Origin of the sequence: Nocardioides fonticola (genome assembly GCF_039536805.1) — a bacterium.
GTDB lineage: Bacteria > Actinomycetota > Actinomycetes > Propionibacteriales > Nocardioidaceae > Nocardioides > Nocardioides fonticola.
Genome location: NZ_BAAAZH010000001.1, coordinates 121,158 through 136,995, shown reverse-complemented (window position 1 = coordinate 136,995; position 15,838 = coordinate 121,158). Strand labels below are relative to the sequence as shown.

Genomic DNA, 15,838 nt, shown 5'->3' with positions numbered 1-15,838 from the left:
GGGTGCCTCCTGGGTCACGGTTCGGTTTCAGCGGAAGGACGCCACGATCGCGACGAGAACAGGGGCGAAGAGGAGCGCGGGCAGCAGATCCGCGACGGGGACCTCCCGCAGGCGCAGGAGCCGCAGCGCGACGCCGACGAGCAGCAGGCCACCGGTCGCCGTGACCGCGTCGAGGTGGGCGGCAGGGAGGACGTCGCCCAGGCCGAGCCCGACCAGGGTCAGCCCGCCTTGCACGACGACCACGGTGATCGCCGAGGCGGCGACCCCCAGCCCGAAGGAGGCCGCGAAGGCGATCGCGGCGAAGCCGTCGAGTGCCGACTTCAGGAACAGTTGGTCGGCGCCGTTGCCGAGACCGTCGTTGAGCGAGCCGAGGATCGTGAGCGGCCCGGTGCAGAAGACGAGGGAGGAGACGACGAACCCCTCCACGAACCGCTGGCGCTCCGCCGACCCGTCCGCACCGCGGGTGAGGCGGCGCTGGAGCCACCGCCCGGCGTCCTCCACCCGGTCCTCCAGGCGCAGCAGCGATCCGGTGATGCCGCCCAGGAGGAGTGCGCCGAGCACGATGAGCAGGGGGGCGCTGTCTCCGACGGCGTCGGAGAGGTCGTCGGAGAGCACCGCCATGGCGGAGGTGCCCGCGATGAGGAGGGTCACCAGGCCGAGCGCGTCGGTGACCACCTCGCGGGTGCGCTCGGGCAGCCGATTGCCGAGCGCGAGTCCCACTCCGGAACCGAGGAGGACGGTGGCGACGTTCGTCGCGGTGCCGATTCCGGGGATCACGGGACTCCTCTGACAGACGGGACCAGGGGAGCGTAGTGTCCTCTCCGACGGACGCGCTCGAGGGGGCGAAGAGCGGCGCGACCACGGACAGCTGGCAGTCGGGCTCCGGCCCGGGAGAGGCGGGGTCGATGGGCCGCTCGATGGTGTCGCTGCGATGCGCCGACCTGGACGACGCGCACTTCCTGGCCGACCTGTGGAGCGAGAGCCTGCGCCGTGCCGACCCGCAGGAGCAGGTCGCCGAGGTCGAGCTGATCGTCAAGGCGGCAGTGGTCTCCTCCGAGCAGCGCATCGTGATCGCCGAGTACGACGGCGAGCCCGCTGGGGCGGTCTTCCTGACCATCACCACGATGGGCCCGCTCAACCTCGAGCCGCTCGTGCAGGCGGTCTCCCCGCACGTGCTCCCCGCGTTCCGCCGCCACGGCATCGGCCGCATGCTGATGGAGGCCGCCGTGTCGTGGGCCGAGGAGCACGGCATCGCCCACGTCATGACGGCGGCCACCTCCGGCTCCCGCGACGCCAACCGCTACATGGCGCGCCTCGGCTTCGCCTCGCACGTCACGGTGCGCATCGCGCCGACCCACGTCGTCCGCAGCAAGATCGAGGCGCAGCGCCCGGCGGCCGAGCGGATCGCCGGACGCCGTCAGCTGGGGCAGCTCCTGGCCGCCCGGCGCTCGATGCGCCGCCACGACGTCAGCGTCGAGAGCCGCGACCTGCCCGCCCCCGAGTGAGGCCCCGAGCACGGGCGGCGGATCAGAAGCCGACCTTCTCCTTCGGGATCAACGCGCAGGTGATGCGGGCGGTGCACACCCGCTGACCGGCCTCGTTGCTGATGACGACCTCGAAGGTCGCCGACGCCTTGCCGAGGTGGGCCGGGGTCGCCACCCCGATGACCTTGCCGGCCATCTCGGAGCGGTGGTGGGTGGCGTTGATGTCGACGCCCACGGCCACCCGGTCGGGGAAGGCGTGCAGCGCGGAGCCCATCGAGCCGAGCGACTCGGCCAGCACGACCGAGGCCCCGCCGTGCAGGAGTCCGTAGGGCTGGGTGTTGCCCTCGACCGGCATGGTCGCGACGATCCGGTCGGGGGAGATCTCGACGATCTCGACGCCCATCTTCTCGTTGAGCGCCCCCATCGTGTGCGGCATGGCGGCGAGGTACTCCTCGACGCGGCTCGACGGGGCGTCCTGCTGCGGCTCGGTCATGAGGCGAACGCTAGCTGTCGGTAGGGCTCGTTAGAGTCGGCGGGTGACCGCATCGACGCCGACGTCCGCCGAGGGACGTCCCCGCCTGCTGCTCCTCGACGGCCATTCGCTGGCGTACCGGGCGTTCTTCGCCCTCCCGGTCGAGAACTTCTCGACCACCACCGGCCAGTTCACGAACGCGGTCTACGGCTTCACCAGCATGCTCATCAACGTGCTCCGCGACGAGCAGCCGACCCACCTCGCCGTCGCCTTCGACGTCAGCCGCCAGACCTTCCGCATGGAGGAGTACGCCGAGTACAAGGCGAAGCGCAACAAGACGCCCGGCGAGTTCTCCAGCCAGCTGCCGCTGATCGAGGAGGTGCTCGACGCCCTGCGCATCCCGTTCCTGAAGAAGGAGGGGTACGAGGCCGACGACATCATCGCCACGCTCGCCACCCAGGCCACCGCCGCCGGCATGGAGGTGCTGATCCTCACCGGCGACCGCGACTCCCTCCAGCTGGTCAGCGACGACTCGACGGTCCTCTACCCGATGCGCGGGGTCAGCGACCTCGCCCGCATGACGCCCGAGGCGGTCGAGGCGAAGTACGGCGTCGCACCGGCGCGCTACCCCGAGCTCGCCGCGCTCGTCGGGGAGGACTCCGACAACCTCCCGGGCATCCCGGGCGTGGGCCCGAAGACGGCGGCCAAGTGGCTGGCCACCTACGACGGCCTCGACAACCTCATCACCCACGCCGACAAGGTCACCGGCAAGGCGGGGGAGAACCTCCGCGCCCACCTCGGCGACGTCATGCGCAACCGCCGTCTGAACCGCCTGGTCACCGACCTCGACCTCGAGGTCGGCCCGGCCGATCTCGGCATGCGCCCGTGGGACCGCCAGGAGGTGCACACCCTCTTCGACAGCCTGGAGTTCCGGGTGCTGCGCGACCGGCTCTTCGAGACCCTCACCAGCGAGGAGGAGGTCGAGGAGGGCGGCTTCGAGCTCTCCGGACGCCGGGTCGAGCCCGGTGCCGTGGCCGACTTCCTGGCCACCCTCGGCGCCGGTCCGGTCGGCGTCGACGTGCGGGGCACCTGGGGCGCCGGCACCGGCAGCGTCGAGGCGCTCGCGCTCGCCACCTCCGAGGGTGAGGCCGGGTACGTCGACGTCGCCGAGCTGACCCCGGCCGACGACGCCGCGCTGGCCGCCTGGCTCGCCGACGCGGGCGTCCCCAAGGTCCTCCATGACGCGAAGGGGCCGATCCTGGCCCTGGCCGCCCACGGGTGGGAGGTCGCCGGGCTCGCCGTCGACACGGCGCTGGCGGCCTATCTGGTCCGCCCCGACCAGCGCTCCTACGATCTCGCCGACCTCACGGTCCGCTACCTCAAGCGGGAGCTGAAGGAGGAGTCCGGCGGCGACCAGGGCATGCTCTTCGACGAGGGCCCCGGCTCCGACACCGCACTGGCCGACGCCGCGATGCTGCGGGCCCGTGCCGTGGTCGACCTCGGCGCGACCCTCCAGGAGGCGGTGGCCGACCACGGCGGCACCCGGTTGCTCGGGGAGATCGAGCTGCCCCTCGTCCACCTGCTGGCGCGCATGGAGCAGACCGGCATCGCCGTCGACACGGACTATCTCGGTGGTCTCGAGGAGCACTTCGCCACCGAGGTGCGCGCCGCTGCCGACGCGGCCTACGCCGTCATCGGCAAGGAGATCAACCTCGGCTCGCCCAAGCAGCTCCAGGTCGTGCTCTTCGACGAGCTCGACATGCCCAAGACCAAGCGCACCAAGACGGGGTACACCACCGACGCCGACGCTCTCCAGGCGCTCTACGCCAAGACCGAGCACCCGTTCCTGCTGCACCTGCTGCGCCACCGCGACGTCACCCGGCTGCGCCAGACCATCGAGGGGCTGCTCAAGTCGGTCGCCCCCGACGGGCGCATCCACACCACGTTCAACCAGACGATCGCGGCCACCGGCCGGCTCTCTAGCACCGAGCCGAACCTCCAGAACATCCCGATCCGCACCGAGGAGGGACGCCGCATCCGCGAGGGGTTCGTGGTCGGCGAGGGCTTCGAGTCCCTCATGACCGCCGACTACAGCCAGATCGAGATGCGGATCATGGCGCACCTCTCCGAGGACGCCCTGCTCATCGAGGCGTTCCGCTCGGGCAGCGACTTCCACTCCATCACCGCGGCCCGGGTCTTCGACCTGCCGGAGAGTGAGATCGGGGTCGAGCAACGGGCCAAGATCAAGGCGATGAACTACGGCCTGGCCTACGGGCTCTCCGCCTTCGGCCTCTCCCAGCAGCTCGGCATCGACCCCGGCGAGGCCCGTCTGCTCATGGACGACTACTTCGAGACCTTCGGCGGGGTGCGCGACTACCTCGGCGGCATCGTCGAGGAGGCCCGCAAGTCCGGCTTCACCGAGACGATCGAAGGACGCCGCCGCTACCTGCCCGACCTCACCAGCGACAACCGCCAGCGCCGCGAGATGGCCGAGCGGATGGCGCTGAACGCACCCATCCAGGGCTCGGCCGCCGACCTCATCAAGATCGCGATGCTCGGCGTCCAGGAGGCTCTGGAGACTCAGGGTCTCCGGTCGCGGCTGCTGCTCCAGGTGCACGACGAGCTCGTGCTCGAGGTCGCGCCGGGGGAGGCCGAGGCGCTCGAGGCCGTCGTCCGCGAGCGGATGGGTGCAGCCGCCGCGCTCACCGTCCCGCTCGACGTGTCGGTGGGCACCGGACGCAGCTGGCACGAGGCCGCGCACTGATCGCAGCCGCGCCAGCGGATGCGATCGTCGGTGGTCGGTGGTTGAGGTGCGACGAGCGCCAGCGAGTCGCCTCGAAACCCGTCGAGGCGGGCGCCGTCCGGTACCGGCGGTCTCGCGGAGCGGGCACTTCGAGGCTCGCTCCGCTCGCACCTCAGTGACCGGGTGGGCTCGCTGCGCTCGCACCTCAGTGACCGAGCGCGCCAGCGGGTGCGATCGCCCACCGGTGTGACCTCCACGACCACCGTGGGCTACCCTGGGCTCACCATGATGCGCCTGCTCCTCCTTCGCTGCCGCAGCGAGGTCTGATCCGCCGACCTCCTCGCTGCGGAGTCCTCGTGCGCCGGCACCGCATCCATCAGCAGGAGAGAGTCCCGTGAGCAGCATCCGTTCCAACCCGGCCGACAATCCGCAGCAGCCCTCCGGCATGCCGTTCGGCCGCTACGAGCCCTTCATCCCCGTCGTCCTGGCCGACCGCACCTGGCCGGACAAGCAGATCGAGAAGGCGCCGCGCTGGTGCGCCGTCGACCTGCGCGACGGCAACCAGGCGCTGATCGACCCGATGAGCCCCGCCCGCAAGCTGAAGATGTTCAAGCTGCTGGTGGCCATGGGCTACAAGGAGATCGAGGTCGGCTTCCCCAGCGCCAGCCAGACCGACTTCGACTTCGTGCGCCAGCTCATCGAGGAGGGCCACATCCCCGATGACGTCGTCATCCAGGTGCTGACCCAGGCCCGCGAGGAGCTGATCGCCCGCACCTACGAGTCGCTGAACGGCGCCAAGCAGGCGATCGTCCACCTCTACAACTCCACCTCCACGCTGCAGCGTCGCGTGGTCTTCGGCCTCGACATGGACGGCATCCTCGACATCGCCGTGCAGGGCGCCCGGCTGTGCAAGAAGTACGAGGAGACCATCCCGGGCACGACGGTCTTCTACGAGTACAGCCCGGAGAGCTACACCGGCACCGAGCTGGAGTTCGCCGTCCGCGTCTGCAACGCCGTCATGGACGTCTTCGAGCCGACGGCCGAGAAGCCGGTCATCATCAACCTGCCCGCCACCGTCGAGATGGCCACGCCCAACGTCTACGCCGACTCCATCGAGTGGATGCACCGCCACCTCGCCTACCGCGAGCACGTCGTGCTGTCGCTGCACCCGCACAACGACCGCGGCACCGCCGTGGCCGCGGCCGAGCTGGGCTACCTGGCCGGCGCCGACCGCATCGAGGGCTGCCTGTTCGGCAACGGCGAGCGCACCGGCAACGTCTGCCTGGTCACCCTCGGCCTCAACCTGTTCACCCAGGGCATCGATCCGCAGATCGACTTCAGCGACATCGACGAGATCCGCCGCACGGTCGAGTACTGCAACCAGCTGCCGGTCGCCGAGCGCCACCCCTACGGCGGCGACCTCGTCTACACGGCCTTCTCCGGCTCCCACCAGGACGCCATCAAGAAGGGGTTCGAGGCGCTCGAGCGCGACGCCGCGGCCGCCGGCGTCCCGGTCGACGAGCACACCTGGGCGGTTCCGTACCTGCCGATCGACCCCAAGGACGTCGGCCGGAGCTACGAGGCGGTCATCCGGGTCAACAGCCAGTCCGGCAAGGGCGGTGTCGCCTACGTGCTGAAGGCCGAGCACAAGCTCGACCTGCCGCGCCGCGCGCAGATCGAGTTCAGCCGGGTCATCCAGCAGCACACCGACGCCGAGGGCGGCGAGGTGACCCCGGAGGAGATCTGGGCGATCTTCCGCCGCGAGTACCTCGACAAGGAGGTGCCGCTGCGACTCAACTCGGTGCACACCTCCTCGGCGGCGGGGGAGAAGGACGCCCTCTCGGTCAACCTCTACGTCGACGGCGAGGTGCGCAGCCTCGAGGGTCTGGGCAACGGCCCGATCGCGGCGTTCGTGAACGCGATCAACGAGCTCGAGCACGACTTCGACGTCCGGGTGCTCGACTACGCCGAGCACGCCCTCTCGGCCGGCGGCGACGCCGTGGCGGCCGCCTACGTGGAGTGCTCGGTGCGCGACCGCATCCACTGGGGTGTCGGCATCGACGCCAACATCGTCACCGCCTCGCTCAAGGCCGTGATCAGCGCGGTCAACCGCGCCGTCGCCGAGGGCTGAGCCCGACGCCGGACGGTCCCGCTCGCGTCACGAACGCGCGAGCGGGATCGTCACGGTGAAGCTGCTGCCCTCCTGGTGCGCCGACCGCACCCGCACCGTGCCGCCGTGGGAGGCGACGATCGACTGCACGATCGAGAGCCCGAGGCCGGTGCCCTGGATCGCCTGCCGCTGTGCGGTCGAGCTGCGGTAGAAGCGCTGGAACAGGCGGTCCTGCTCCTCCAACGGGATGCCGATGCCGGTGTCGCGCACCTTGATGATCGCCGACTCGCCGTCGCTGGAGACCTCGGCCCGCACCAGACCGCCGTCCTCGGTGAACTTCACCGCGTTGCTCAGCAGGTTGTCCAGGACGCGTTCGAGCTGGGCGCCGTCGCCTGCGACGACGACCGGTGCGGCCGGGGTCTCGACGTCGAAGTGCAGGTCGCGGCCCTTGAGCAGCGGCGCGATCGTGCCGGCCACGTCGCGCAGGAGCCGCCCCAGGTCGACCTCCTCGGCCTTCCACTGCACGCTGCCGGAGTCCAGGCCGCTGAGGGTGAGCAGGTCGTTGCACAGGTCGATGAGCCGCTCGCCGTTGCGCCGGATGGTCTCCAGCAGCGGACGCTGGTCGGGGTCGGGCTCGCCCATCGAACCGTCCAGCAGCATCTCGGTGTAGCCGAGGATGCTGGTCACCGGCGTGCGCAGCTCGTGGGAGACCGTCGAGACGAAGTCGCTCTTGGCGTCGTCGAGCACCCGGAGGCGCTCCACGGCCGTACGCTCCTTCTCCAGCGCCGCGACCAGCAGCTCCTGGCTGCGGCGCTGCTCGGTGACGTCACGGGCCACGCACAGCAGCGTGCCGCCGCCGGTGCCGCCGAGCGGATCGGCGACGCTCAACGACATCGACACCGCGTGCTGCCGGCCGGCGCGGTCGATCCAGGTCCAGTCCCGGTGGGGGAGCTCGCCGTCCTCGCGGAGCTCGGTGGTGAGCTTGCGGAAGGCGACGTCGAGGTCGTCGGTGCCGGTGCGCTCGAGCAGCTGCACCGGATCGAAGAGCCCGGTGAAGGGGCGTCCGATCTGCTCGGAGGCCTCGAAGTCGAGCAGGCGCTGGGCTCCGGAGTTGAAGACGGTGATGAGGCCGGCCGCGTCGACACCGACGAGCGCCGTGGTGATGGAGGCCTGCATGAGATGGGTGACCAGCCCCGCGGCCGCCCGCTCGGTGGTGACGTCGATGCCGGTCATGACGGCGTACGCGGGCAGGCCGAGCTCGTCGCGCACCATGTTCGAGGTCCACACGATGCGCCGACGGCTGCCGTCGCGGACGACGACGTCGTTCTCGCGCACGACGGGGGTGCCCGAACGGTTGGGCCACAGGAACAGGGCCTCGAGGTCGGCGGCGTCGCTCGGCGCCAGCGTGGTCTTCCAGACGGGGCGCCCGACCAGCTCGGACGCCGCGTAGCCGGTGATCTCGGTCGTGGCGGCGTTGACCCGCACGATGCGGCCGTCGAGATCGGTCACGAGCACGATGCAGGCGGTCGTGTCGAGGGTGGTGCTGGTCAGCTTCTCGGCCTGCTCGAGCCGTCGTCGGGCGTCGTACTCGGCCGTGGCGTCGAGCAGTTGCGCGGAGAACAGGTCGGGCTCGCCGGGCCCGGAGACCTTCGAGAGCGCGACGTCGACCCGAGCGGTGCGGGCGGCGACGTCGGCCTGGATGCGGTGGCCGCCGCCGCGTCCGGCCACGGCACCGGCGATCGCCGCCGTCAGGGCCCGCCCCCGCAGGTGCTGGTCGATGCGGGTGGCGACCAGCTGCTCGCGCGCGAGGCCGAGCAGGTCGACGGCGGCGGCGTTGATGTCGGAGATGACCAGCGCCTCGCCCTCGCGTCGTAGCAGCACCTGGCCGACCGCCGACTGGGCGAAGCTGCGCCGGAACCGTTGCTCGTCGGAGGAGAGCCGACGCAGCAGGTAGCGCCGCTGCTGGGCGGTCAGGACGAGCGGCAGCGCCACCACGACCGTCGAGACCAGCAGCACCTGGGTCAGCGTCGTCGCGGTGAGTTCGCTGATCGTGCCCTCGGCGCGCGCGTTGCCGATCGGGCCCCATCCCTCGCGGGTGGTGGCGGCGGCGACGACCGCGACCACCGCCACCTCGCCGGCGATGGTGAGGGTGTCGAAACGCAAGGCGCCCCAGACCAGCACCGCGAGCGGCGCGAAGGCCACCGGCAGGTCCTGACCGGGGGCGAAGACGTAGGCCAGGGCGCCGAGGAGGGCCACGACCTGGAGTGCCAGCTCCTCCGAGGAGCCGGCGCTGCGGTGGAACCGGCGGGCCAGCACGAGCGGCACCAGCACGAGCGTCGCGGCGGCGTACGCGGTCGCGACCGCGCGGAAGACCTCCAGCCCCGACCACGGGGCGTCGGCGGCGAGGGCGGAGATCCACGCGCTGGCGACGCCACCAGCGACCACTGCGGCGACGGTCGAGGCGAGCAGCAACCGCAGGAAGTCCTCGACGGTGGTCAGGCGCAGGTCACGGGGCGTGCGGAGGTCGCGGGGGTCGGCGCGCAGGACGAGTGCGGCGACCAGTGCGTCGACGGCCTGCGAGACCGCCACCGCCGAGGCGACGGAGCCGCCGCGCCCTGCGAGCTCCTGGCCCAGCGCCACCGCCGCGGCCACCACGACGGTGGCCGGCACCCAGGAGCGCAGGCCCGGCCGCAGCCCGGCCAGCAGCATCACCGAGAAACCGGCCGTGGGCCAGAAGACCGTGACGGGATCCTCGCCGGGAGCCAGGCGGACGGCGAGGGCGGTGGCGGCCACGATGAGGACGACGAGCAGCGTCGCCGCCCGCAGCCCCAGGACCTTCCCACCGGTCATGCCGGTCATTCTCGTGCCTGCGCGCGTCCGCCCGCGGGAGAACTCGCTGGGTGGTCCAGGCAGCCCGACGTAGCATGGTGGGGTCGATCGCCGAACAGAAAGAGACGCCCGCCCGGGCATCCATGACTGACTCCGCCTCCGGTTCCTCCCGCCAGCAGGGTGCCTCGGCACCCGTCCACCAGACCCGTCACACCGTGGTGGTGCCCACCAGCATCGACATGGTGAGCCTCCTCGGACCCGGCGACGAGTACCTCGGGATCATCGAGGGCGCCTTCGACGCTGAGATCCACGTGCGCGGCAACCGCATCGCGCTCAAGGGCGAACCCGGGGAGATCGCCCTGGTCGAACGGCTCCTGGAGGAGCTCGTCACGATCCTGCGCACCGGGCAGGGCATCACCTCCGAGACGGTCGAGCGGGTGCACTCGATGCTGCGCGCCGAGACCACCGAACGCCCCGCCGACGTGCTGAGCCTCAACATCCTCAGCAACCGCGGCCGGTCGATCCGCCCCAAGACGCTCAACCAGAAGCGCTACGTCGACGCGATCGACGCCCACACCATCACCTTCGGCATCGGTCCGGCCGGTACCGGCAAGACCTACCTGGCGATGGCCAAGGCGGTGCAGGCGCTGCAGTCCAAGCAGGTCAACCGCATCATCCTCACCCGCCCGGCGGTCGAGGCCGGCGAGCGTCTCGGCTTCCTGCCCGGCACCCTGAGCGAGAAGATCGACCCCTACCTGCGCCCGCTCTACGACGCCTTGCACGACATGGTCGACCCCGAGACGATCCCCAAGCTCCTCGCGGCCGGCACGGTCGAGGTCGCGCCGCTCGCCTACATGCGCGGGCGCACCCTCAACGACTCCTTCATCATCCTCGACGAGGCCCAGAACACCTCGCCGGAGCAGATGAAGATGTTCCTGACCCGCCTCGGGTTCGGCTCGAAGATCGTCGTCACCGGCGACGTCACCCAGGTCGACCTGCCGACCGGGCAGAAGTCGGGCCTGCGGGTCATCGAGAGCATCCTCGACGGCGTCGAGGACATCTCCTTCAACCGGCTCTCCGCCGGCGACGTCGTGCGCCACCGCCTGGTGGGCCGCATCGTCGCCGCCTACGACGAGTTCGACGCGCGCCGCGAACTCGGCCAGGATGACACCGCACCGGCCGGTCCGGTGGCGCGGGCCCAGCGCCCGTCCCAGCGCAACCAGGAGCGTCGGTGAGCATCGAGATCCTCAACGAGTCCGGGATCGACCTCGACGAGCGGGGCCTGCAGCAGCTCGCCCGGTTCGTGATGGACCGCATGCGGGTGCACCCGCTTGCCGAGCTGTGCATCAAGGCGGTCGACGAGGCCACCATCGCCGAGCTCAACGAGCAGTGGATGGAGAAGGAGGGCCCCACCGACGTGCTGGCCTTCCCGATGGACGAGCTGCGTCCCGGTCTGCTCGACGAGGAGCCCGAGGAGGGCGTGCTCGGCGACCTCGTGCTCTGCCCCGCGGTCGCGGAGAAGCAGGGCGAGGCGGCCGGCCACGGTGTCGAGGCCGAGATCGAGCTGCTCACGGTGCACGGCATCCTGCACCTGCTCGGCTACGACCACGCCGAGCCGGAGGAGCACCGCGAGATGTTCGGTCTCCAGGACGACCTGCTGCTCGCCTGGCGCACCCGCACCCCCGTCCGCTGACCGGGCGACCCCTCCCGCACCCGTGACCACCCCGCATCTGCTGCCGCTCCTCGGCGCCGCGGCCCTCGTCGTCCTCGCCGGGCTCTTCTCGGCCGCCGAGGCCGCGCTGGCCTCCTTCTCCCACAGTCGCGCCGCCGACCTGGTCGCCGAACGGCGTCCGGGCGCCGCCCGGCTGACGGTCTTCGTCGAGGACGCCGCCTCCTACCTCAACACCGCGCTGTTCGGCCGACTCGCCTGCGAGATCGCCGCGATCGTGATCGTCGCCTACCAGGTCGAGGAGATCGCCGGCGGCCCGCGATGGATCGGCGCGCTGATCGCCATCGGGATCATGCTGCTGGTCTCCTTCGTCGTGGTCGGCGTCGGCCCGCGCACCCTGGGCCGTCAGCACGACACCACCGTCGCGCTGCTGACGGCCGGGCCGCTCATCGTGCTCACCCGGGTGCTGGGTCCGCTGCCGCGGCTGCTGATCGTGCTCGGCAACGCGATCACCCCGGGCAAGGGGTTCCGCGAAGGCCCCTTCGCCACCGAGAACGAGCTGCGCGAGCTCGTCGACCTGGCCGAGGCCACGGCGGTGATCGAGTCCGAGGAACGCAAGATGATCCACTCGGTCTTCGAGCTGGGCGACACGACCGCCCGGGAGGTCATGGTGCCGCGCGGCGACGTGGTCTTTGTCGAGCGCTACAAGAACCTGCGGCAGGCCACCTCGCTGTTCCTGCGTTCGGGTTTCTCGCGGCTGCCGGTCATCGACGACAACCTCGACGACATCCTCGGCGTGGTCTACCTCAAGGACGTCGTGCGCCGCGACTTCGAGGCGCCCGACGCCGAGCTCGTGCAGCGCGTCGAGGAGGTCATGCGGCCCGCCTACTGGGTGCCGGAGTCCAAGCCGGTCGACGACCTGCTCAAGGAGATGCAGGCCCGCCGCCAGCACCTCGCGATCGTCATCGACGAGTACGGCGGCACCGCCGGCCTGGTCACCATCGAGGACATCCTCGAGGAGATCGTCGGGGAGATCACCGACGAGTACGACGTCGAGGGCGCGGAGGTCGAGGACCTCGGCGACGGCGTCTTCCGGGTCTCCTCGCGCTACCCCGTCGACGACCTCGAGGAGCTCGTCGGCTTCGACGTCGAGGAGGAGGACGTCGACTCCGTCGGCGGGCTGATGGCCAAGCATCTCGGCCTGGTGCCGATCCCCGGCTCGATGGTCGAGGCCCACGGCCTGCGCTTCGTGGCCGAGGCCGTCGCCGGCCGCCGCAACAAGATCAGCTCGGTGCTGATCAGTCCCGTGACCGTCCCCGGAGCCGACGATGTCGAGGCTCCGGCCCCCGAGGAGGAGCCCGCCGATGCCCGATCTGAGCGCTGAGGACGCCAAGCTCGTCACCCTCGCCCGCGCCACCCGGGCCCGCACCGGCGCCGCCGAGGGCGCCGCGGTGCGCGACAGCGACGGGCGCACCTACGCCGCCGCCACCGTCGACCTGCCCTCGCTCCGGGTCTCCGCGCTCGGCACCTGCATCGCGATGGCCGTGGCCTCGGGCTCCCGCGGCCTGGAGGCGGCCGTCGTCCTCACCGCGGCGACGTCCGTGGCCGAGGGCGACCTCGCCGCGCTGCGGGACTTCGCGGGCGACGCCGTCGTCGTCCATCGCGGCGACCACCGCGGCACGATCCTGGCCAGCGGCACGTCGTCCGCCGCGGTCTAGACGCCAGCAGCCGCGGCGGGGTGCGGCCACCACCCTTTGGAGTAGGCGCGACGCGTCCGCCACCGCTCCGCAACAGCTCCGACGCACGTCAGGAGTAGCTTGCTGGCTGTGACTGCGAACAGCCTGCGCGACACCCTCGACAGTCGCTCCTGGCGGCGGCACCGCGAGGCGGTCGCCCGCCTGGAGTCCTCCTACGCCGCGATCCCGGCCGGCGCCCCGGTGCGCCTGGCCAAGCGCACCTCGAACCTCTTCCGTCCGCGCGGCGCCGAGGGCGTGGTCGGGCTCGACGTCAGCGGGCTCGACGACGTCATCGCGGTCGACCCGGTCGCCCGCACCGCCGACGTGCAGGGCATGTGCACCTACGAGCGGCTCGTCGAGGTCACGCTGCCGTACGGGCTGATCCCCTACGTCGTCCCACAGCTGCGCACCATCACCCTCGGCGGAGCGGTCACCGGCCTCGGCATCGAGTCGACCAGCTTCCGCAACGGCCTGCCGCACGAATCGGTGCTGGAGATGGACGTGCTCACCGGGTCGGGTCGCATCGTCACCTGCCGCCCCGGCGACGAGCTGTTCGACGCCTTCCCGAACTCCTACGGCAGCCTCGGCTACGCCACCCGGCTGCGGATCTCCCTGGAGTCGGTGCCGGCCTACGTCGCGCTGCGGCATGTGCGCTTCGACGACGCCGCGCGGCTGGTCGAGGCGATCGCGCGCATCACCGCCGACGGCACCCACGACGGCGTCCCGGTCGACGGCCTGGACGGCGTGGCGTTCGCGCCGGGGGAGTACTACCTGACCCTGGCGACATGGAGCGCGAGCCCCGCCACCTGCGACGGCATCGCCCAGGCCCCCTCCGACTACACCGGGCAGCAGATCTTCTACCGCAGCATCCAGCAGCGCACCGACGACGTCCTCACGATGGAGGACTACCTGTGGCGCTGGGACACCGACTGGTTCTGGTGCTCGGGCGCGTTCGGGGTGCAGCACCCGCTCGTGCGGCGGGTGTGGCCGCGCCGCTGGCGCCGCTCGGACGTCTACCACCGGCTCATCGGGCTCGACGAGCGCTTCGGGATCGTGCGCCGCCTCGATCGTCGCGCGGGTCGCCCGCTGCGCGAGAAGGTCATCCAGGACATCGAGGTGCCGGTCGAGCAGCTGCCCGCCTTCCTCGACTGGTTCGACGCCGAGGTCGGCATGCGACCGGTCTGGCTGTGCCCGCTGGTCTCCCGCGGCACCGCCACCGGCGCGCAGTGGCCGATCTACCCGCTCGAACCTGGTCGGGTCTACGTCAACGCCGGCTTCTGGGGCACCGTGCACGTCGGCCCCGAGGCGCCCGAGGGCCCCACGAACCGGGCCATCGAGGAGCGGGTGCACGCCCTCGGCGGCCACAAGTCCCTGTACTCCGAGGCCTTCTACGACCGCGACACCTTCGAGTCGCTCTACCACGTCTCCCATCTCGACGCCGTGCGGGCCACCCACGACCCCGACGGACGGCTCACATCCCTCTACGACAAGGCGGTGAAGAAGAAGTGACCCTTCTCGGTTCACGTCCCCAGCTCTCCATCGGCGACGCCGTCGCCTCCCTCCTGCGTGACGGCATGCCGGTGCGCCTCGAGGCCTACGACGGTTCGAGCGCCGGTCCGGTCGACGCCGACATCCGGCTCGAGCTGCGCACCCCCCGCGGCCTGTCCTACCTGCTCACCGCCCCCGGCGACCTCGGCATGGCGCGGGCCTACGTCTCCGGCGACCTCGTCGTCCACGGCGTCCACCCCGGCGACCCGTACGAGGCGATGAAGCTGCTCCAGAACCACCTGCGCTTCCGGGTCCCCAGCGTCACCGAGGCGATCACCCTGCTGCGCGGTCTCGGCCTCTCGCACCTGCGTCCACCGGCCCCGCCGCCCCAGGAGCACCTGCCGCGGTGGCGCCGGACGCTGGAGGGCGTGCGGCACTCGCTGTCGCGCGACGCCGAGGCGATCCACCACCACTACGACGTCTCCAACGAGTTCTACGAGTACGTGCTCGGCCCCTCGATGGCCTACACCTGCGCGGTCTTCCCCAAGGAGGGCGCGAGCCTGGAGGAGGCGCAGGCCGAGAAGTTCGACCTCGTGTGCCGCAAGCTCGGTCTCGGGCCCGGCATGCGGCTGCTCGACGTCGGCTGCGGCTGGGGCGGCATGGTGCGCCACGCCGCCCGCGAGTACGGCGTCCAGGCCCTCGGGGTCACCCTCAGCGCCGAGCAGGCCTCCTGGGCCAAGGCAGCCATCGACCGTGACGGGCTCGGCGACCTCGCCGAGGTGCGCCACGGCGACTACCGGGAGGTGCTGGAGGGCGACTTCGACGCCATCAGCTCGATCGGCCTGACCGAGCACATCGGCGTGCGCAACTACCCCGACTACTTCGGGTTCCTGCGCGACCACTTGCGCCCGGGCGGCAGGCTGCTCAACCACTGCATCACCCGCGCCACCAACGAGCCCACCGACACCGGCCAGTTCATCGACCGCTACGTCTTCCCCGACGGCGAGCTGACGGGTTCGGGCACGATCATCACCGTCGCCCAGGACGTCGGCCTGGAGGTCATGCACGAGGAGAACCTGCGGCTGCACTACGCGATGACGCTGCGCGAGTGGTGCCGCAACCTCGTGGAGAACTGGGACGCCTGCGTGGCCGAGGTCGGCGAGGGCACCGCCCGCGTGTGGGGCCTCTACATGGCCGGCAGCCGGCTGGCGTTCGAGCGCAACGAGATCCAGCTGCACCAGGTGCTGGCCGTGCGCACCGAGGACGGCGACGACGGAGGATTCCCGCTGCGCCCCACGTGGTGACTA

At 71.3% G+C, this 15,838-nt stretch carries 12 protein-coding genes; 9 read left to right on the top strand and 3 right to left on the bottom strand.

Translation table 11 applies throughout. The features are described from left to right. Positions 1-27: 27 nt before the first annotated feature. A complete protein-coding gene (locus ABD671_RS00595; protein WP_344731240.1) occupies positions 28-777 on the bottom strand; it encodes a DUF554 domain-containing protein in 750 nt (249 codons plus the stop codon). A 35-nt stretch (positions 778-812) separates the two neighbouring features. Here ABD671_RS00595 and ABD671_RS00590 point away from each other — a divergent pair, with 35 nt between their 5' ends. Further along, positions 813-1,505 (top strand): GNAT family N-acetyltransferase, encoded by a 693-nt coding sequence (locus ABD671_RS00590; protein WP_344731239.1) that lies wholly within the window; start codon positions 813-815, stop codon positions 1,503-1,505. 22 nt (positions 1,506-1,527) lie between these two features. Here the strand turns inward: ABD671_RS00590 and ABD671_RS00585 are convergent, their stop codons facing one another. Further along, positions 1,528-1,977, bottom strand: a complete 450-nt coding sequence (locus ABD671_RS00585) for a hotdog fold thioesterase (RefSeq protein ID WP_344731238.1) — start codon at positions 1,975-1,977, stop codon at positions 1,528-1,530. Positions 1,978-2,020: 43 nt separating this feature from the next. Here ABD671_RS00585 and polA point away from each other — a divergent pair, with 43 nt between their 5' ends. After that, entirely contained in the window at positions 2,021-4,720 is a 2,700-nt protein-coding gene (gene polA, locus ABD671_RS00580; protein WP_344731237.1) for a DNA polymerase I, read from the top strand. A 424-nt stretch (positions 4,721-5,144) separates the two neighbouring features. After that, a complete protein-coding gene (leuA, locus tag ABD671_RS00575; RefSeq protein ID WP_344731450.1) occupies positions 5,145-6,830 on the top strand; it encodes a 2-isopropylmalate synthase in 1,686 nt (561 codons plus the stop codon). 27 nt (positions 6,831-6,857) lie between these two features. On the opposite strand, the gene ABD671_RS00570 is transcribed toward leuA, so the two are convergent. Further along, complete coding sequence (locus ABD671_RS00570; protein ID WP_344731236.1) at positions 6,858-9,659, bottom strand: ATP-binding protein; 2,802 nt, start codon at positions 9,657-9,659, stop codon at positions 6,858-6,860. A 218-nt stretch (positions 9,660-9,877) separates the two neighbouring features. Here ABD671_RS00570 and ABD671_RS00565 point away from each other — a divergent pair, with 218 nt between their 5' ends. The 6 genes from ABD671_RS00565 to ABD671_RS00540 all read left to right on the top strand — a co-directional run bounded on the left by ABD671_RS00565 (position 9,878) and on the right by ABD671_RS00540 (position 15,835). After that, positions 9,878-10,873, top strand: coding sequence for a PhoH family protein (locus tag ABD671_RS00565; protein WP_344731449.1), 996 nt, complete (start codon positions 9,878-9,880; stop codon positions 10,871-10,873). Then, positions 10,870-11,331, top strand: coding sequence for an rRNA maturation RNase YbeY (ybeY, locus tag ABD671_RS00560; protein ID WP_344731235.1), 462 nt, complete (start codon positions 10,870-10,872; stop codon positions 11,329-11,331). The genes ABD671_RS00565 and ybeY overlap by 4 nt, the downstream gene beginning before the upstream one ends. Positions 11,332-11,353: 22 nt before the next feature. Continuing rightward, entirely contained in the window at positions 11,354-12,691 is a 1,338-nt protein-coding gene (locus tag ABD671_RS00555) for a hemolysin family protein (protein ID WP_344731234.1), read from the top strand. Continuing rightward, positions 12,672-13,025 (top strand): cytidine deaminase, encoded by a 354-nt coding sequence (locus tag ABD671_RS00550; protein ID WP_344731233.1) that lies wholly within the window; start codon positions 12,672-12,674, stop codon positions 13,023-13,025. Before ABD671_RS00555 ends, ABD671_RS00550 begins: the two co-directional genes overlap by 20 nt. Positions 13,026-13,133: 108 nt before the next feature. Then, complete coding sequence (locus tag ABD671_RS00545) at positions 13,134-14,552, top strand: FAD-binding oxidoreductase (RefSeq protein ID WP_344731231.1); 1,419 nt, start codon at positions 13,134-13,136, stop codon at positions 14,550-14,552. After that, the gene (locus tag ABD671_RS00540; RefSeq protein WP_344731230.1) at positions 14,549-15,835 is read left to right on the top strand and encodes a class I SAM-dependent methyltransferase; all 1,287 of its coding nucleotides are present in this window, start codon (positions 14,549-14,551) and stop codon (positions 15,833-15,835) included. The genes ABD671_RS00545 and ABD671_RS00540 overlap by 4 nt, the downstream gene beginning before the upstream one ends. The last annotated feature ends 3 nt before the right edge of the window (positions 15,836-15,838 follow it).

Bases quoted from the DNA above. Each gene is read 5' to 3' on its own strand.
- ABD671_RS00565 (WP_344731449.1), top strand. From the start codon at position 9,878: ATGGTGAGCCTCCTCGGACCCGGCGACGAGTACCTCGGGATCATCGAG.
- leuA (WP_344731450.1), top strand. From the start codon at position 5,145: ATGCCGTTCGGCCGCTACGAGCCCTTCATCCCCGTCGTCCTGGCCGAC.
- ABD671_RS00585 (WP_344731238.1), bottom strand. From the start codon at position 1,977: ATGACCGAGCCGCAGCAGGACGCCCCGTCGAGCCGCGTCGAGGAGTAC.
- ABD671_RS00570 (WP_344731236.1), bottom strand. From the start codon at position 9,659: ATGACCGGTGGGAAGGTCCTGGGGCTGCGGGCGGCGACGCTGCTCGTC.
- ABD671_RS00550 (WP_344731233.1), top strand. From the start codon at position 12,672: ATGCCCGATCTGAGCGCTGAGGACGCCAAGCTCGTCACCCTCGCCCGC.